The following is an 18,348-nucleotide window of genomic DNA, read 5'->3' on the forward strand; positions in this document are numbered from 1 at the left end:
GGACGCCCCTACTTTGAAAACCAGCACGAAATACTCGATTACCGACGCCGCCGAAACCTACCTGGTCCCCAACTGGAGCGGCGGGTGGTTCAGGGTCAACGACGACGGCATGATGGAAGTGACGCCCTCTCCCGGCCTGCACGTGGTGATTCAGGATGTAGTTGACAGTGTGCTGGAGCGCGGCGAGAGTCTGCCGGTCATCTTGCGGTTTCCGCAGGTGCTGACCGGGCGGGTCAAGCAGCTCAACGAGGCTTTCCATAAGGCAATGGCCGAGTACAACTACAAGGGCGCGTACCAGGGCGTCTTCCCCATCAAGGTCAACCAGCGCCGCCTCGTCGTCGAGACCATCGCCCAGGCGGGCTACAGCTACGCGCACGGCCTGGAAGCGGGCAGCAAGGCCGAGCTGGCCCTCTGTCTGGCCCAGAAGATGAACCCTGACGCCCTGCTGTGCTGCAACGGCTTCAAGGACGACGGCTTTATCAAGCTGGCGCTGTGGGGCCGCACGCTGGGCAAGAACGTGGTCATTACGCTGGAGAAGTACAGCGAACTCGACCGGATTCTCAAGCAGGCCCGGGCGCTGGGCGTCAAGCCCGCCATCGGCGTGCGCTTCAAGCTGCATGCGCGCGGCTCGGGGCAGTGGGAGGAGTCGGGCGGCGACCAGGCCAAGTTCGGCCTCAACGCCTACGAACTGCTGCGGGTGGTCGAGAAGCTGCGCGAGGAGGGCATGCTCGACAGTCTGGTGATGCTGCACACCCACATCGGCTCGCAGATCACCGACATCCGGCGCATCAAAGTGGCGGTGCGCGAAGCGACCCAGACCTATGCGGGCCTGATCGCAGCGGGCGCGCAGCTGAAATACCTCAACGTGGGCGGTGGCCTGGGCGTCGATTACGACGGCTCCAAGACCACCTTCTACGCCAGCATGAACTACACCCTGGCCGAGTACGCCGCCGACATCGTCTACACCGTGCAGGAAGTCTGCAAGGCGCGCGGCGTGCCGGAACCGGTGATTGTCTCGGAATCGGGCCGGGCACTCACCGCTCACCACTCAGTGCTGGTGGTGCCGGTGGTCGACGTGACCGGGCCGACCCGCGACCTTCAGGACATTCCCGCAGCGGGCGAGAACACCCACCAGATCGTCAAGGACATGGAAGAGATTCTCGACACCATCTCGGCGCGCAATTACCGCGAGATGTACAACGACGCGGTGGGCGACAAGCAGACGCTCCACAACCTGTTCGATCTGGGCTACGTGACCCTGAGTGACCGGGCGCGTGGAGAAGCGCTGTTCAACGCCATCCTTCGCAAAATCAGCAAACTGATCGCGGGCGAAAAGTATGTGCCCGACGAGCTGGAAGACTTGCAAAAAGTTCTGGCCGACAAATACATCTGCAACTTCTCGCTGTTCCAGAGCCTGCCGGACAACTGGGCAATTCAGGCGCTGTTTCCGATCGTGCCGCTGGCCCGCCTCGACGAGCAGCCGACCCGCCAGGGCACCCTGGTGGACATCACCTGCGATTCGGATGGCAAGATCGAGAAGTTCATCGACCTGCGCGACGTGAAGGCCACCCTGCCGTTACACGAACCCAACGGCAAGCCCTATTACCTGGGCATCTTCCTCTCGGGGGCCTACCAGGACGTGCTGGGCAGCGCCCACAACCTGTTCGGCAAGGTCAGCGAGGCGCACGTGACAGCCCGGCCCGGGGGCCGCTACCACATCGATCTGTTCGTGCGCGGCCAGAAGGCCCGGCGCATGATCGAGTCGATGGGTTACGAGGAAGGCATGCTGCGTGACAGCATCGAGGACCAGGCTGACGAGGCCATCAAAGAAGGGCTGCTGACCGACGAGCAGGAAACCGAGATGCTTGAGGACTACGGCGAGGAACTGCTCGGCTACACCTATCTGGAGTACGAGGAAGGCTGAGTTCGAGGGCGATACAGGCAGAAAGAAGCGGGGCCAGTCCATTTCACGACTGGCCCCGCTTTGATGGTCAGTGAGCGAAGGCGCTACAGATCGCGCCTTGAGAAGCGCCACATCGCCAGGGCCACCGCCAGCGCCGTGTAGACGGCGGCCCAGATCAGCACGCCCGGCTCGATCGGGGTGGTGGAGGCGAACGGGTTGGCTCCACGCGCCACCTGGGCGAGTTGCAGAGCACCCTCGGTCTGGAGGTTGTAGCTGGCCCCCAGCCACAGTGCATTGGTGGGCATCACGATGTTGGCGGCGTTCCCGAGGCTTTCCATGGTAGGCGAATTGGCCAGCGCTCCGATGGACTTGAGAATGCCGCCCGCCGAGCCCAGGCCGTAGAGCACGAACACCGCGATGCCGTTGGCGAGGGTGGCGAACAGCGTGCTGCCCAGCACCGTCAGACTGGTGATCAGCACGATGCCCAGCAGAATCTGGGCCACGGCGGCGGTGGGATTGGGCGGCAGGTAGCCGGTGATGAGGTACAGCCCGGTCAGCAGCGCCACCGACACCAGCAGCACGTACAGCACGTTCATGCCGGTAAAGCCCAGCCAGCGCCCCAGCACCACCTGAGCGCGGGTTACCGGGCGGGCGATCACCGACTGCATGACCCCGCTCTCGATGTCGCCGCTGACCGAGGCCACAGTGGAGAGCACCGCCATCAACGAACCGAGAAAGTAGACCAGATACATGCCGAAGATGCCCGAGTACACCACTGGCAGCGCGCCCAGGCCCCGGCGTGGGCCAGCGCTCAGCCCAGCGTTGGCGGCACGCTCGGTGAGGTTTTGTTCCAACCGCAATATGCCGTAGAGGTAAAAGCCGAGGAAGGCGGCAGTGAGAACGAGCAGCACCACGATCAGTTTCTTGCGCAGCGCCTCGCTGAGCGAGAGCCGGGCCATCAAGAGGACGTTGCTCACGCAACCCGTCCCGTAAGAGCGGCCTGCCTGCTGTCGCCACTCGTGCCCACCAGTTCCAGAAACAGGTCTTCGAGGTCGTGGCGCTGCGGAGTCAGGGCGTAGAGCTGCGCGCCCGACGCGGCCACGGCACTCGCCAGCGCGGGAATCGCCTCTTCCCCACTGACCATCACGCTGACCTGCTGGGCGCTCTGCTGCTCCAGCTGGCCCAGGCGACCCAGATCGGCCAGCAGTTGCGGGGTCAGCGCGTCCACCTTGATCATGACCGGCAGCGCGCCGCCCAGCAGCTCGTTCATGGTTCCGGCGCGCACCACCTCGCCTGCCTTGACGAAAGCCACCCGGTCGGAAACCTGTTCGACCTCACTCAGCAGGTGCGAGTTGAGAAACACCGTGACGCCCTCGCGGCGCAGTTCCTGAATGATCTCGCGCACCTCCACCCGGCCCACCGGATCGAGCGCCGAGGTCGGCTCGTCGAGGAAGACCAGCCGGGGATGCGCCAGAATCGCTCCGGCCAGCCCGGCGCGCTGGAGCATGCCCTTGCTGTAGCCGCCCAGCGCCTCAGTGCCGCGCCCACCCAGCCCGACCCTCTCCAATACGGTGGGAATGCGGGTTCGCAGCTCCTCAGCTTTGAGTCCAGCCAGCTGGCCGTGAAAGTTGAGGAACTCCTGGGCCGTCATCCAGGTCTGAAAACGGAACTGTTCCGGCAAGAAGCCCAGGCGGGCGCGCACGGCAGGGTCGTCAGGCGAGCCGCCCAGCACCCTGACGCTGCCCGAAGTGGGGCGCACCAGCCCCAGCAGCATCTTGACAGTGGTGGACTTGCCCGCACCGTTGGGACCGAGGAAGCCGAACACCTCGCCCTCCCCCACTTCGAGGTCGAGGCCCTGAACGACGGCGCGGCCCTTGTATTCTTTGCGGAGCTGCTGGGTCTGAATGGCTAGAGTCATGCGTTTTCCTTTGTGGCTCCCGTGAAATGGGTCTTCGTCCAGCCTGACACTGCGCCTTCATGAGAGCGTCCACCAAAAGGTAGCGCCTGCCGGTGAGCGGGGCTGTCTGTTGACTTGCGGTCGCCGGTGAGCGAGCAAAAAAGGGGGCACGAGGCCCCCGGCGAACGGTTCTGTCCGACTGTTTTGCTCTATTGCAGCTCTGCCTCGTCTCAGCGCGGCGAGAGAATATCCTCGATCTTGCTGACCACTTCGTCGCTCAGGTTGACGCCCGCTGCTTTCACGGTGTCCTCGATCTGGCTGACCTTGGTGGCCCCGGTGATCACGCTGCTGACCCCTTTCTGGCGCAGAATCCAGGCCAGGGCCAGCTGAGCGCGGGTCAGGCCTAGGTCGTCGGCGATGGGTTTGAGGGCGCGGACCTTCTGGATATTCTCGTCGGTGAGCAGGTTCTTGCCCCAGTTTTCCTTCTCGGTGAGGCGCGCTCCGGCGGGTTTGCCGTCGTCGTACTTGCCGGTCAGCAGACCCATCGCCAGCGGGCTCCAGACGACCAAGCCCACCCCCGCCGACTCGGTGTACGGCAAGATCTCGCCCTCGACCCGCTCGCGGCGGATCATGCTGTACTCGGGCTGCTCCACGACCGGCGCGTGCAGGCCGTTGGCCTTGGCAAACTCGACTGCCTGGGCAATGCGCGCGGCGGGCCACATGCTGGTGCCCCAGTAGAGCGACTGCCCGTTGCGGATGACCTGATCGAAGGCCATCACGATCTCCTCGATCGGCACTTCGGGGTCGTAGCGGTGGGCAAAGTAGATGTCGAGATAATCGGTGCCCAGGCGCTTGAGGGTGCCGCGAATGCTCTCCAGCACATGCTTGCGCGACAGCCCTCTGTCGTTGACGTTATCGCTCATCGGCCAGAACACCTTGGAGGCGATCACCAGATTCTGGCGGGGCAACTCGCCCAGCACCGCGCCCATCAGCTCCTCGGATTTGCCACGGGCGTAGATGTCGGCCTCGTCGAAGTAATTAACACCCTCGTCGTAGGCCTTGGTGACGATATCGCGCACCATCTGGTTTTCGTTGACATTGACGCCGTAGGTTTCCCAGCCGCCCAGCGCGACTTCCGAGACCTTCAGACCACTTTTTCCGAGATTGCGGTATTCCATAACCTTCACTTTAACTCTTAAAGCACTGGGCGGGTTTAGGGCATAAGGCGAGGTTAAGGCTCAAGTCCGTTTCCAGCGCTCTAACAGGGTTGGGGTCAAGATGGAGCCCTCCGCCACGCTGCCGAACACCTCACACCGCTCCGGAAAGCGGTGAGCATAGAGGGCGACGTAAGCACACATCACCGCGTCAGCCTCGTCCTCGTGACTCTTGAGCGCCCGACCCCTGAGCATCAGTGGCTCGGCGGCCAGCAGCGTGGCCAGCCCGGTCAGCGGTGGCTCGGCCTGTTCCAAGGCGACCAAGTGGCGGTGGTACTCCGCCCAGGCCGCCAGCAGCGTGGCCCGGCCCTGTCCCTTCTGCTTGTATTTGAGGGTCCGGTCCAGCCCGAACAGCACCACCATCGCCGCGTGCAGGTAGACCTCCACGCAGGCCCGCGCGTCGGGGGCGGACAGATGGTGCGGGTCGTCGATAAAACCGCGCGCTTCCAGAGCGGCTTTCAGCCACTCGCCACGCAGGACGCCACCGTTGTAGCGGCCCAGCAGGGTCCGGTTGGCCGGATGTGCGCCCGCCTGGAAGCGCGTGAAGACCACCGCCAGTTGCGCCTCGGCGGGGCGCTGTCCTGTCAGGTTAGGCACGCTCAGCGGCGCGTCTATGGCGACAAGAGCAGGACCGGAAAGCTGAGCGTCCAGAAAAGCCAGCAACTCGGCGTCGTCACCCAGCACCCCGGAGAACATCAGCCGAGCACCGTGTCGGTCTCCCTCCAGCACCGCCACGCCACTGGGGTTGCGGGCGGACCAGGCCAGATCGAGGCCGATGAACTTCAAGCGTTCGCCCTCACCGCGCCATGCTCGCAAAAGAAACCCGGAAAAAAGCCGCCCCAACAGGAGCGGCTCCGCAGCCGACTACCACTGAGGCACTCAGCGTTTGCCCGGCGCGCCTTCCTTTTCCAGCGGAATATTGGCGACCAGCATGATGGTGTCGCCGCGCTGCTCGACCTCGATGTTGCTGCCTTCCGTCGGAAAGTATTTCTTCACCACCGCCAGCAGATCCTCGCGCAGGGCGTCGACCTTGCCTGGCGCGATCTTGGCGCGGTCATAGGCAAGGACCAGTTCCAGGCGGTCTTTGAGCGTTTCCTTGCTGCCCTTGCGGTTAAAGCCCAGGCGGTCAAAAAAAGAAGCCATCTCACTTCCCCCCGAACAGTCGGCGCAGCACGGCCATGAATCCCCGGTCTTCCTCCAGTTTGGGGAAGGCCAGGTCCTCGCCGCGCAGCCGCCGGGCCGTCGCCATGAAAGCTTGCCCCGCCACCGATTGCCCCAGCACCGCCGGTTCGCCGATGTTGGTGGACACCAGAATGCCCTCGTCCTCGGGAATGATGCCGATGGGTTTGACGCCCAGAATCTCCAGCACGTCGGCTTCCGAGAGCATGTTGCCGCTGGCGACCATCTTGGGGCGCAGGCGGTTGATGACCAGATTGATCTCGCTGATCTGCTGCGCCTCCAAGAGGCCGATGATGCGGTCGGCGTCACGCACGCTCGACACTTCCGGGTTGACGACCACCAGGGCACCCTGGGCTGGGGCCGCCGCCGTCCTGAAGCCCGACTCGATTCCGGCGGGCGAGTCGATCAGCACCCGGTCGAACTGCTCCTCCTCAATGAGCTGCTTGACAGCGGTCTTGAAGACTTCAGGATCGAGCGCGTCCTTGTCGCGGGTCTGCGAGGCGGGCAGCAGATAGAGATTCTCGACCCGCTTGTCGCGGATCAGCGCTTGCTGAAGTCGGCACTTGCCTTCGATGACGTCAATCAGATCGAAGACCACCCTGCTCTCCAAACCCATCACCACGTCGAGGTTGCGCAGGCCCACGTCCACGTCGATCACGGCCACTTTTTCCCCGAGCTTGGCCAGCCCGACACCGATATTGGCCGTGGTGGTGGTCTTTCCGACCCCACCCTTGCCACTTGTCACCACAATTACCTTGGCATTCATTCCGGGCAGTCTAACGCCTGGGGACCAAAGCGGTAGCGCACCCGGCAAGAACCACAAAAAACTGACCCCAGCCGGTGAAGGCGGAGTCAGCCGGGAGAAAAGCTGGGTTCAGTTCTTGCCGAGCGACACCGGCGCTCTGAGATCCGGATTGATGCGGGCCACGGCTTCGCGCACCACGTCGCCGGTAATCAGTTCCTTACTGAGCAGCTCGGAAGCCACCTCGTGCATCGCCTGGGCGTACTCGCTGACCAGCTGGCGGCTCTTCTCGTAGGCGGCCTGCAGGATGCGCTTGATGTCCTCGTCGACGAGTTGTGAGGTGTGCTCGGAAAAGGCCTTGGGCTTGGCCATGTCCTCGCCCAGAAACACCGGGCCGGAATCGGTGGTGAGCGCCATGTTCTTGAAGTTCTCGCCCATGCCCCACTCCAGCACCATCCGGCGGGCGATGTTGGTGCTCTTGCGGAAATCGTCGGCGGCTCCCGAGGTCACGCTGCCCATAAAGACTTCCTCGGCAGCGCGACCCCCCAGCGCCACGACCAGCTGGTTTTCCAGCCGCTCCTTGCTCATCAGCACCTGCTCTTCCGGCAGGTAGAACGCCGCGCCCAGTGCCCGGCCACGCGGGATGATGCTGACTTTCTGAAGCTTGTCGGAGCCCGGAATCACGGCGGCGGTGACCGCGTGCCCGGCCTCGTGGTAGGCAATCGCCTTCTTCTCGGCCTCGCTGATGGTGAGGCTGGAGTTCTCCAGGCCCAGGGTGATCTTGTCGAGCGCCCGGTAGAAATCACTCATGTCGATCTGGGTCTTGGCGATGCGGGCCGCTTCCAGGGCCGCCTCGTTGACCACGTTCTTGAGGTCCGCGCCGGAGAAGTAGGGGGTGCTCTTGGCGATCTCTTCCACGTCCACGCCGCCCGACAGCGGCTTGTTGCGCATGTGAACCTTGAGGATGGCCTGGCGCTCCTTGAGGTTGGGTAGATCGATGGTGACCTGACGGTCGAAGCGTCCGGGGCGCAGCAAGGCCGAGTCGAGCACGTCGGGGCGGTTGGTGGCTCCCAGCACGATCACCGAGGCATTCTTCTCGAAGCCGTCCATTTCCGAGAGAATCTGGTTGAGGGTCTGCTCACGCTCGTCGTGACCGCCGCCGATGCCCGCACCGCGCTTACGGCCAATCGAGTCGATCTCGTCGATGAAGATGATGGCGGGCGCACTCTTGCGGGCGTCCTCGAAGAGGGTCCGCACGCGGCTAGCACCCACACCCACGAACATCTCCATGAATTCGGACGCGCTCACCGAGAAGAACGGCACCTCGGCCTCACCGGACACGGCGCGGGCCAGCAGGGTCTTGCCGGTCCCGGGAGGGCCGACCAGCAGAACGCCCTTGGGGATTTCCGCGCCGATCTGGTGGTACTTGCCGGGGTTTTTGAGGAAGTCCACGACCTCGATGAGTTCGCGCTTGGCTTCTTCGTGTCCGGCCACGTCGGTGAACTTGGTGGCGACCCGGTTTTCCTTGCCGTAGCGCTTGGCCTTGCTCTGCCCGAACTGCATCACGCCGTTCTGACCGCCCTGGGCGCGCATGAAGAAGAAGTACATCATGCCGAACAGGAGAAGAATCGGCAGGAAGGTCGCCAGCAAGCTCAGCCACTGGCTCGGCGCGGCGTAGCTGTAATTGACGTTCTGCTTTTGCAGCTGCGCCGTCAGCTCGGTGTCGGGGGTGGCCGAGGAGTTGGGCAGCCGCACCTGAAACTGCTTGACGCTCTGGGTTCCGCTGGCCGTGTTGGCCGGAACCTGGGCCGGGGTTTTGAGGGTGACGGTGGCCACGTCGCCGGTCGAGACGACCTGCTGCACCTGTCCCTGACCGAGCAGAGATTTAAAGGTGCTGTAGTCCACCGTGGCGCGGCCCCCGATGGGCGCGTTGGTAAACATCAGGTACAGGGCCACCACGAACAGCAAGATCAGCCACGGATTTAAACGCTTCAAGGCACTTCCTCCAAAGAGAACGAAAAAGGGTGTGTGGGACGCGCTGACTCGGATCAGACGAGAGCATCATCTGCGGGAGGCGCACCCAGTGAATCTGAGTGTATCAGACTCAAGATAAGGGTGTGTACGCTTCGTCCCGCTCGGCGCTGAGCGCGTCTTTAACTGGATCTGGAGATTCTCACATCTCGCACGCCCGCGATGTGACCAGTCCGCGCGTTGAGGCTGGCGCCCCCGGAGCTGGGCACTCAGGGTATGCTGGGAAGAATGATTGATCCCGCCCTCACCTGGCAGCAGGCCTGCGAAGCGCTGTCCAGTGACGACTACGACGCGGCCTACCAGATTCTGGAAGCGGCCTACAACGAGGCTGCGCGCCCGGCCCGTGCCCGATTGGCACTGTATCTGGTGAGCCTGAGCAGCTTGTACGGCGACTCGGGCAGCGAGGACATGCGCCGGGGACTGACCGAGGCCCGCACCCTCGACGCTTCGCTGCGGGCCGACCCGCTGTACCTGGCGCTAAGTGCTGAACTCGACGCCCGCACGCGCGGCCCCGACGCCCAGCCGCCGCGCCCGGAAGCCCAGCACGCACTCGACGCCCTGAGCCGCTACCATGCCGCCTGCGCCCTGAGCCTGGGCGAGCAGCCGGAAGCGGCCCTGCAGGTCGCGCCGCCCGCGCCGGAGTTGCCGGTTCATCTGCGCTGGCGGCTGCGCAGCTGGCAGGCCGACGCCGAGGAGCAGCTTGGCCACAGCGAGGACGCTGTCGCCCTCTACGGCGAGGCGGCCCACCTGGCCCTGGGCATCAACAAGGCGGTGATGTGGCAGGAGCAGTCTGCCCTGCTGCTGCAACTGGGCCGCACCGACGAGGCGGGCGCGGTGCTGGAGCGGGCGCGGCCCCTGTACGGCAAGCCGCTGCCGGAGGAAGACACCCTGCATCTGGCCAGCTGGCACTACCTGCAAGCCCAGTTCGAGATGCATCAGAACGAGCTGGACACCGCCCTGGCCAGCATTCAGGAAGCTGCCCGGCTGGAGGCGTCGCAAAACGAAGCCAGCTACGGAGTGGCGCTGGTGTGGGGCCAGATTCTGACCAGCTGGGGCCAGCCGGAAGAAGCCCTGCCCCTGTTCGAGCAAGCACTCACGCGGGCCGAGGACGAGGACCGGCCCTACGCCCTGCACGAACTCGGCGTGGCCCTGCTGGACCTGGATCGCCCGGTGGACGCCCGCGAGAAACTCGAAGCGGTGCTGGGCGCTTCGGACTACCCTTTTCTGGCCGAGGTGCTGGCTGACGTGGCCGAGTGCGACTACCGCCTGGGACGACTACAGGAAGCCCAGCAGGAAGCCGAGCAGGCACTCGCCCAGGGCGCGACCATTCCGGCCAGCTTGGTGCTGGGCAGCGTGGCGCTCGATTATTACCACCTCGACGACGCCCTGGAGCACTACCAGCGGGTCATCCGGGAGGCCGCGCCGGGCAGCCGCGACTGGATCACCGGACAGCAGATGGCCGCCGACGTGATGGCCCAGCAGGGCTTTCCCGACCCGGCGGCGGCCTACGCCCACGCCCAGCAAGCGCTGGAGCACACCGAGGCCAGCGACGACTGGTTCGGCACCCTGCAAGACCACCTGACCAAAGCCGAGACGCTGATGGGTGCGGGCAAAGGGCGAACGCTGAACTGAGGCGAGTCGCCAGAACCGGGCAACCTAGAGTTCCAGCGCCGCCCGCGCCTGGGCCAGATGGTGGCGCAGGTGCCAGTCGTGCTTGGTCACCAGTTGCCACAGATCCTGCTGGCCTTCCTGCGGATGCACGATCTGGCGGGCGAAGCGGGCGCTCTCCACGCCGCGCAGCAGGGCCAGCCAGCGCAGATTGAGGGCATCGAGCAAATCGAGAGCTGGGGCCAGCGGCAGCGCTGTGTCGGGCAGCAAGATGGTGGCGTCCTGATCGAACGGCTGGATGACGTACCCGTCTTGCGTCAGCCCGCCCTTGAGCCGCACTAAGCCATGCAAATGCGCCTCGGCAGCGTGGTGGGCGAGCTGGCGCACGTTCCAGCTTCCAGGTCGGTAGGTGCGGGCCAGTTCGGACACGGTCCGCGCCCCGGTCAGGCCGCGCCAGCCGGCCACCGATTCTTCCAGCGAGGCGGAAAAGCGCTCCAGGGTCGCGGGAGAGCGCTCGGCGGCGGGAAGCTGCGGCAGCGGGCCGATGGGAAAGCGGTCAGCGGGAGTGGTCACGCCGCAGTATAACAAGCTAGAGTTCCGGCAGCTTGGAGCGCGTGCCCAGCCAGGCGGTCAGCAGGCCGACGATGCCCGCGCCCACCCACACCACCCCGCCCGGCCCAATGACCCCAGCCAGCGCTCCGGCGGGAAAGTCGCCCAGCGGACGCACGCCCATCATCAGCAGGGTGTTGACGCTCATGATCCGGCCCCTGAGCCTCTCCTCAACGCGGCCCTGCATCACCGAGATGGCCACCGACTGCACCACGTTGAGGGCCAGTCCCTGCACGAACAGCGCCGCCATCGCCATCGCCAGGGTGTGGGTGAAGCCAAAGGCGATCAGCGAAACGACCCACACCGCAGTGGCCCCCAGGAAAACGCGGCCCTGCTGCTTGAGCTTCCTGAACGAGGCCACTGCCAGCCCGCCCACGACGGTGCCCAGCCCCACGGCGGTAAACAGCCAGCCCAGTCCGACGTGGCTCAGGTGCAGTTGCCGCTGGGCGAAGATCGGTAGGATCAGCGAGACGCTCGGCCCGAAAAACAGTACCGCGCCGTAGCCGCTGATGATCCAGGGCAGGAAGGTGTCTTGCTTGATGACCTCGAGAGCTTCGGTGAGCGATTTCCTGAAATCGGGTTTACCTTCGCCCCCCCGCACGGCGGCCCTGCCCGAGAGCTGGATGCGCCACAGGGCGATCAGCATACCTGCGAAGCTGGCAGCATTGAGCAGGAAGATGCCGCCCAGGCCCAGCGGTCCTGACAAGAAGCCTGCCAACGCCGGGCCGATGGCCGCTGCCGAGCTGAAAGCCACCGCTTGCAGCGCCACCGCGTTGGTGAGGAGTTCTTTGGGCACCAGCAGCGGCACCAGTGCTCCGCGCGTGGGCTGGTCGATGCTCAGCACCGCGCTGGAGACCACCGACAGCACGATGATGCTCCACAGGGCGATGTGCTGGGTCAGGGTCAGGAAGCCCAGCAGCGCCGCCGTGATGGCCAGCAGGGTCTGGGTGAACAGTAGCAGCTTGCGCTTGTCGAAGCGGTCGGCCAGGCTGCCGCCGAACAGCGAGCAGCCAATGAAGGTGAGCGCTTGGGCCAGCGACACGAAGCCCAGCGCAGTGCTGGAATTGTCGGTGAGGCGCAGCACCAGCAAGCTGAGGGTCACGATCTGCATCCAGGTGCCGACGGCAGAGAGCAGCAGGGCCAGCCACAGCACGCGAAATTGCGGATTCTTGAGGGCGTCGAAGGTGTGAAGCTTGCTGGCGGTGGGGGCGGCGCGGCTCATCTGCGCGCCACGCTAGCGCCGGGCAAAATCCGCCACCGTAAGCGGGGCGCAGCGGACATTGAGCGAATCTTGTGATTTCCGGTGTCCATCTGCACTTCTTACGGCTCCCGGCGAAGCTGCTGGCCCAGTTGCTCAGCAGCGTGGGCGGCGGCCCCCAGTTCCTGGGCCAGCGCTGCCGAACCCGGCGGTGGCAGGCTGCGGGCGTGCAGCGAGAGACTCAGCGCCGCATTGGCGTGAAGCTGCATCAGGGCGGCGTCGGTTTCGGCGGGCGTCAGGTCGCTCCCGGTGTGGCCCCAGGGCGGCTCCAGCCGGGCGGCCTGCGCCAGTTGCTCGGCCTGAATCCGCAGCGTGCGGGCGGCGCGGCGCTCAGCGCTGGCCTGCTCGGGGTCGCCGCCGCTGCGCAGGGCCGCCACCGCCTGCACATAGCGGTGCTGCGCCTCGGCGGCCTGCTGCAAGGCTCCCCGAAGCTGCACCGAGGGCCACTCGGGCCACAGCACATACACGCCGAGCGCAATTAGCCCGCCCAGCAACGTCAGCAAGATGCGCTGCTCGACGACCAGACGCTCCGGGAGACCCGAGGCCGACACCGAGAAGACCACGTAGAGCGTAATGGCCGCCGAGAAGGCCGCGTAACTGGTGGGAAACAGCGCGTAGACCAGCCAGGCCGCGCCGAGACTGAGAACGCCCAGCGCCGCCGGGCCGGGGTGCAGTGCCCAGACGAACAGTGAGGCCAGCAGCACCCCCACCAGCGTGCCGCCGAAACGGGCCAACCCCCGCGTCAGGGTGCTGAGGTAATCCTGACGCAGCACCACGCCCACTGTCAGGGCCAGCCAGTAGCCGTGGGGCACGCTGAACAGCCGGGTCAGCAACGTCACCAGGGCCAGCGTCAGGGCATATTTGAGGGTGTGACGGCCCAGGCTGCCGCGCGGCGAGGCGTTGCGCCACCACTGGGCCAGGGCGCTGTCCGGCTGGGCGGGCGGCGGGGGCGGCTCGGGGTCGGTTGCTGCGGCCCGGTCTTCGGCCGTCAGATCGGTCAGCAGCCGCACCATCAAACTGGCCCATTCGTGGAGGTCGGCTCGCTGGCGATCAGCCGTACCAGTGGGGTTCAAGCGCTGCAAACTGCTGTTCAGCGCGGCACGGTCCTCCGGCGTCAGGTGGGACCGACCGTGCATCAGCCCAGTTTCCAGCGCCCGCAGGGCCGTCAGCAGCGCCGCACCCATCTGCTGGGCGGCCTGGCCCGCAGCCGGGTCACCGTCCCCTTGACGGGCCGTCCAGTCGGCGCGGGCGTAGCCGACCAGCGCGGCCCGCAGGCCCTCGGCCACCCGCAATGAGCGGCGCAAATCGGCATGCTCGCCGCGCCAGGCCAGTTGGCGGGCCTGGTCGAGCACGGTCCAGGCGTCCTGAAACGCCGCCGGGTCGACCAGCTGATGGCCCGGCTGCGGCAGGCGGGCCATCAGCGCCGTCAGTTGGCCGTAGACCCGCGCCACCGCCTGGCGTTCGGGATGACGCGGACTCAGCGGCCAGATCACACCCAGCAGCAGGGTTTGCAGCAGCCCACCCAGCAGCACCAGCACGCCGCCGGACAGGGCCAGCGCGGGCGGCAGGTTCAGCCCCGAGAGCACTATAAAGACCATGGTGCCCTGAATGCCAATGGTGGTGGCCGCCGCACCGGACGCGCCGTAGATGGCCAGCCCGAAACTCAGCAGCGCGGTGATGATGGCCAGCCACCAGGGGTGCGGACCGACCAGCAGCGCCAGCAGCGTGACTGCCCCCATCACGGCGCTGGCATTCAGCATCAGGCGCAGGCGACTGCGGTACACACCGCTGTACGAGGCCAGCCCGGCGTTGAGTGCCCCGGTGGACGCCAGAATGCCCCAGGCCGCGTGCCCGGTCAGCGAGGCCAGGACAATCGGAATCGCCACGCCCAGGGCGCAGCGGGTCGCCGTGCCGGGCCGCCACTTGTCAGGCGCGAAGGCGAAGGCGGTGCGAAACAGCAGCGTGCGGCGGCGCATGGGAATACTGTGGCACGCTGGGAGGGCGTCATTGGACTTGCGAAACCTTAAGAATGAGGCGTCGTGTCGTCAGCGTCGTCAAACCGGGCGATGGCCTGGCGAATCCGGTTGACCCGCAGGTGGGTCAGGTCGGGGCGGCCATAATGCCCGGCGAGGTCGAAATTCTGACGCTCCTCGCGCACGCGGGCATGGTCGAGGGCAACGACAAACAGGCCCTCTTGCTCGGCCACCGGCTCCAGCAACCACGTTCCGTCCGGCGCGGCGGCGGCGCTGCCCCCATTGCCAAAAAACGGACGGTTGGTGGCCAGCAGTTCATCTCGAAAGGGCGTGCCCACCGGAATATCATCCGGGCGCAGCACCCCGCTGACCGACACCACATAAGAGCGACTCTCGAGGGCGATAAAGCGGGTGATGTCGGGCGTGTTGTGCATTCCGCCGGGCCAGACCGCCACGTGCACATCAGCACCCTGGGCGTACAGCGCTGTTCTGAGGAGCGGCACCCAGTTTTCGTAGCAATTCAGGCCGCCGACCTGAAAAGCGCCCAGCGGATGCACCCGCAGACCGTGACCGTCGCCCGCCGCCCAGACGAGGCGCTCCTCGTAGGTGGGCTGGGTTTTGCGGTGCACCGAGGCGACCTCACCGCGCTCGTTGATGTACACCAGCGAGCAGTAGAGGCTGTGCCCACCCCGGTCCGGCGCACGCTCCATGATGCCCAGATACACCGCCAGATGATGCCGGGCTGCCAGCTGACAAACCCTACTGAGGTCGCCGCGCTCTATGACCACGCCCTGGTCGAGGTAGTGGGCGTACATGCGTTTCTGGGCCGGATCGTTGAACCTCGCGCCGCCCGTGAGTTCGACCCAGAACGGATAGCCCGGCACGAGCGCTTCACCGAAGACGACCAGCTGGCAGCTGCTGGAGGCCGCTTGCTCAATGAAACGCTCCACTTTTTGCAATGTCGCCACGCGGTCGAGCCACACTGGGGCCATCTGCACCAGACCGACCTTGAGTTCACCTGACGATTGAGGGAGAGGCTCGGTTTTCATCGACCCCATTGTAGTCGACGGTAGCAGCTTCCCTGAGCGCCACCACGAGTCCTACCAACCAGCCAATCTCGGCGAAGTGCTTGAGCACACGCTGAGATTGGCTGACGGGCATCTGGCCTCCAACTTGTCAAAACAACGTTCCCTGATCATGACGGCTCCCGCTCGCCCTGAACATTTAGAAACCCTCCGGTCACTCGAGCAATTCAACCAGCGCCTGAAAGTTCTCCTGCGGCGTGCCTTTTGCCGTGTCCAGTTGGAAGCGCGAGGTCATCCAGGGCTGATAGTCGTTGACCTGAACGTTCGACCAGGTGGGGGGCTTCCACTGTCCAGCATGGTTCTCCACATCCTCACGCCGCGTCTCGACCCGCCGCCGATGTTCGGTTTCGTCAGAACAGATGATTTCAATATCTATGCACTGACTTGAGCAACGACGCGCCACTTCGTGCCAGGCTTCACGCGTGACAGGCAAAGGATTCACACAATCCACGACCACCGTTCGGTCCAATCGCAGGTTGTCCTCTGCGAGTGCATAAAGAACCGCGTAGCCCTCCACCGTGACCTGAAGTGCTGTATTGAGAAGTGCAGCTTCGACCGTATCCAGGCGCAGATAGGTGGCGTTGAGCTTATGTGAAAGCTGGCGGGCCAGCGTGGATTTGCCAGTTCCAGGGAGACCACTGAAGACGATTAACATGACCTACAGTGTCATAAAAAAGGGCCGGAGGAACTTATCCCCAGCCCTTTCAAACTGTTGAATTTGTTTGTGCTTAGAAGTCCATGCCGCCCATGTCGCCGCCGCCCATGCCGCCGCCGCCACCCTGGCCGCCCTGCTGGGGCTTCTCGGGCTTGTCGGCCACGATGGCCTCGGTGGTCAGAATCAGCGCGCCAATCGAAGCGGCGTTCTGAAGCGCGGTGCGGGTGACTTTGGCCGGATCGACGATCCCGGCGGCCACCATGTCGTCCACGTACTCGCCGGTCGCGGCGTTGAAGCCGTAACGGGGCTTGTCGCTGTTGATGACGGCGTTGACGATGACGCTGCCTTCCTCACCGGCGTTGATGGCGATCTGGCGGGCGGGTTCTTCCAGGGCGCGGATCAGGATGCGCGCGCCGGTGGCCTCGTCGCCGATGAGGCTCTCGGCAGCCTTACGAACCGCCGGGATGATGCGCAGCAGGGTGGTGCCGCCGCCGGCCACGATGCCTTCTTCCACAGCCGAGCGGGCGGTAGACAGGGCGTCCTCGTAGCGGTGCTTCTTTTCCTTGAGTTCGGTCTCGGTGGCGGCACCCACACGGATGACGGCCACGCCGCCGGCCAGCTTGGCGAGGCGCTCCTGGAGCTTCTCGCGGGCATAGTCGCTGTCGGTGTTGTCGAGTTCACCCTTGATGGCGTTGACGCGCGACTCGATCTCGCTCTGGTCACCCGAGCCGTCGATGATGGTGGTCTCGTCCTTGGTGATACGGACGCGCTTGGCGCTGCCCAGCATGTCCAGGGTGGTGTTCTCCAGCTTGTAGCCGAGGTCTTCGGTCACGAGCTGCCCACCGGTCACGGCGGCGATGTCGCGCAGCATTTCCTTGCGGCGGTCACCGAAACCGGGAGCTTTGACAGCGGCGATGTTCAGCGTGCCGCGCAGCTTGTTGACGACCAGGGTGGCGAGCGCTTCGCCTTCGACGTCTTCAGCGATGATCAGCAGCGGGCGACCGGTCTGGGCAACCTTCTCAAGCACCGGGAGCAGGTCCTTGAGGTTGCTGATCTTCTTCTCGTTGATCAGGATGTAGGGGTCCTCTAAGACCGCTTCCATCTTCTCGGCGTTGGTGACGAAGTAGGGGTTGATGAAGCCCTTGTCGAACTGCATGCCCTCGACGACGTCCACTTCGGTGTCAAAACCTTTGGATTCCTCGATGGTGATGACGCCTTCCTTGCCGACCTTGTCCATCGCGTTGGCGATTTCCTGACCGACAGTCTCGTCGTTGGCGCTGATGCCCGCGACCTTCTTGATGGCCTCGGAGTCTTCAATCGGCACGGCCAGCTTCTTGATTTCTTCGATGGCCACAGCAACGGCTTTATCAATGCCGCGCTTGAGGGCCAGCGGGTTGGCACCAGCAGCCACGTTGCGCAGGCCTTCCTTGACGATGGCCTGGCCCAGCACGGTGGCGGTGGTGGTGCCGTCGCCCGTGATGTCGTTGGTCTTGCTGGCGACTTCCTTGAGCAGCTGAGCGCCGATGTTCTCGAGCTTGTCTTCCAGCTCGATTTCCTTGGCGACAGTCACGCCGTCTTTGGTGATGGTCGGGCTGCCGAATTTCTTCTCGATGACCACGTTGCGGCCACGGGGCCCCAGGGTCACCTTGACGGCGTTGGCAACGGCATTGACGCCGCGCTCCAAGCTACGACGGGCCGATTCATCAAAAATCAGTTGTTTTGACATGTGAACTCCTTAAAAAGTGAGGTTAAGAGACTGAATAACCAAAACAGGGGAACGAACTTCAGTCGACGATGGCGAGGATGTCGCGCTCGCTGAGCAGGCTGTAGTTCTTGCCGTCCAGCGTGACTTCGGTGCCGCCGTACTTGGCGAAGTAGACGGTGTCACCCTCGGAAACCTCGACGGCCACCTTGGTGCCGTTGTCGAGGGTCTTGCCACTGCCGACGGCGATGACTTTGCCGCGCTGGCTCTTTTCTTTGGCAGTATCAGGCACGAACAGACCACCAGCGGTCTTCTGCTCGCCTTCTTCGATAATTTCCACGAGAACTCGGTCACCTAAAGGTTTCAGCATGTGGTTCCTCCATAAGTTGATGTGATGTGCGGCGCGGGGAAAAACGGCAGCGGCCTTGAGGCAAGACTCACAATTTTTGCCGTCCCAGCGCCAATCCGACAGTGGGAACCTTAGCACCGGAC

The 18,348-nt window shown here is 64.7% G+C and carries 16 protein-coding genes; 2 read left to right on the top strand and 14 right to left on the bottom strand.

All coding sequences use genetic code 11. The features are described 5' to 3' along the window. Positions 1–13: 13 nt before the first annotated feature. Complete coding sequence (gene speA, locus GUI70_RS08115; RefSeq protein WP_161881807.1) at positions 14–1,924, top strand: biosynthetic arginine decarboxylase; 1,911 nt, start codon at positions 14–16, stop codon at positions 1,922–1,924. 83 nt (positions 1,925–2,007) lie between these two features. On the opposite strand, the gene GUI70_RS08120 is transcribed toward speA, so the two are convergent. The 7 genes from GUI70_RS08120 to ftsH form a co-directional block, all read right to left on the bottom strand. Then, positions 2,008–2,880, bottom strand: coding sequence for an ABC transporter permease (locus tag GUI70_RS08120; RefSeq protein ID WP_202630431.1), 873 nt, complete (start codon positions 2,878–2,880; stop codon positions 2,008–2,010). After that, positions 2,877–3,821, bottom strand: a complete 945-nt coding sequence (locus GUI70_RS08125) for an ABC transporter ATP-binding protein (protein WP_161881808.1) — start codon at positions 3,819–3,821, stop codon at positions 2,877–2,879. Before GUI70_RS08125 ends, GUI70_RS08120 begins: the two co-directional genes overlap by 4 nt. A 209-nt stretch (positions 3,822–4,030) precedes the next feature. Further along, entirely contained in the window at positions 4,031–4,978 is a 948-nt protein-coding gene (locus GUI70_RS08130; RefSeq protein ID WP_161881809.1) for an aldo/keto reductase family protein, read from the bottom strand. A 60-nt stretch (positions 4,979–5,038) separates the two neighbouring features. Next, positions 5,039–5,800 (bottom strand): DUF429 domain-containing protein, encoded by a 762-nt coding sequence (locus tag GUI70_RS08135; protein ID WP_161881810.1) that lies wholly within the window; start codon positions 5,798–5,800, stop codon positions 5,039–5,041. A 93-nt stretch (positions 5,801–5,893) separates the two neighbouring features. Beyond that, positions 5,894–6,157 carry a cell division topological specificity factor MinE gene (gene minE / locus GUI70_RS08140; RefSeq protein ID WP_161881811.1) on the bottom strand — a complete coding sequence of 88 codons (264 nt, stop codon included), beginning with the start codon at positions 6,155–6,157 and terminating at the stop codon, positions 5,894–5,896. Between the two features lies 1 nt (position 6,158). Beyond that, positions 6,159–6,959 (bottom strand): septum site-determining protein MinD, encoded by an 801-nt coding sequence (gene minD, locus GUI70_RS08145; RefSeq protein ID WP_161881812.1) that lies wholly within the window; start codon positions 6,957–6,959, stop codon positions 6,159–6,161. Positions 6,960–7,067: 108 nt separating this feature from the next. Continuing rightward, a complete protein-coding gene (gene ftsH, locus GUI70_RS08150) occupies positions 7,068–8,930 on the bottom strand; it encodes an ATP-dependent zinc metalloprotease FtsH (protein WP_161881813.1) in 1,863 nt (620 codons plus the stop codon). Between the two features lie 264 nt (positions 8,931–9,194). Here ftsH and GUI70_RS08155 point away from each other — a divergent pair, with 264 nt between their 5' ends. Next, positions 9,195–10,598, top strand: a complete 1,404-nt coding sequence (locus GUI70_RS08155) for a tetratricopeptide repeat protein (protein WP_161881814.1) — start codon at positions 9,195–9,197, stop codon at positions 10,596–10,598. Between the two features lie 24 nt (positions 10,599–10,622). Here the strand turns inward: GUI70_RS08155 and GUI70_RS08160 are convergent, their stop codons facing one another. The 7 genes from GUI70_RS08160 to groES form a co-directional block, all read right to left on the bottom strand. Further along, the gene (locus GUI70_RS08160) at positions 10,623–11,147 is read right to left on the bottom strand and encodes a DinB family protein (RefSeq protein ID WP_202630432.1); all 525 of its coding nucleotides are present in this window, start codon (positions 11,145–11,147) and stop codon (positions 10,623–10,625) included. Positions 11,148–11,163: 16 nt separating this feature from the next. Continuing rightward, positions 11,164–12,405 carry an MFS transporter gene (locus GUI70_RS08165; RefSeq protein WP_161881815.1) on the bottom strand — a complete coding sequence of 414 codons (1,242 nt, stop codon included), beginning with the start codon at positions 12,403–12,405 and terminating at the stop codon, positions 11,164–11,166. 98 nt (positions 12,406–12,503) lie between these two features. After that, positions 12,504–14,417, bottom strand: coding sequence for an FUSC family protein (locus tag GUI70_RS08170; RefSeq protein WP_161881816.1), 1,914 nt, complete (start codon positions 14,415–14,417; stop codon positions 12,504–12,506). Positions 14,418–14,464: 47 nt separating this feature from the next. Continuing rightward, the gene (locus tag GUI70_RS08175; RefSeq protein WP_202630433.1) at positions 14,465–15,463 is read right to left on the bottom strand and encodes a carbon-nitrogen hydrolase family protein; all 999 of its coding nucleotides are present in this window, start codon (positions 15,461–15,463) and stop codon (positions 14,465–14,467) included. A gap of 190 nt (positions 15,464–15,653) precedes the next feature. Continuing rightward, on the bottom strand, positions 15,654–16,154 hold the full coding sequence (locus tag GUI70_RS08180) for a P-loop nucleotide/nucleoside kinase family protein (RefSeq protein ID WP_161881818.1): 501 nt from the start codon (positions 16,152–16,154) through the stop codon (positions 15,654–15,656). A 73-nt stretch (positions 16,155–16,227) separates the two neighbouring features. After that, complete coding sequence (gene groL / locus GUI70_RS08185) at positions 16,228–17,880, bottom strand: chaperonin GroEL (RefSeq protein ID WP_161881819.1); 1,653 nt, start codon at positions 17,878–17,880, stop codon at positions 16,228–16,230. Between the two features lie 58 nt (positions 17,881–17,938). After that, positions 17,939–18,226 (bottom strand): co-chaperone GroES, encoded by a 288-nt coding sequence (gene groES / locus GUI70_RS08190; protein WP_161881820.1) that lies wholly within the window; start codon positions 18,224–18,226, stop codon positions 17,939–17,941. Between the last annotated feature and the right edge of the window lie 122 nt (positions 18,227–18,348).

This window comes from Deinococcus alpinitundrae, assembly GCF_009982895.1.
GTDB lineage: Bacteria > Deinococcota > Deinococci > Deinococcales > Deinococcaceae > Deinococcus > Deinococcus alpinitundrae.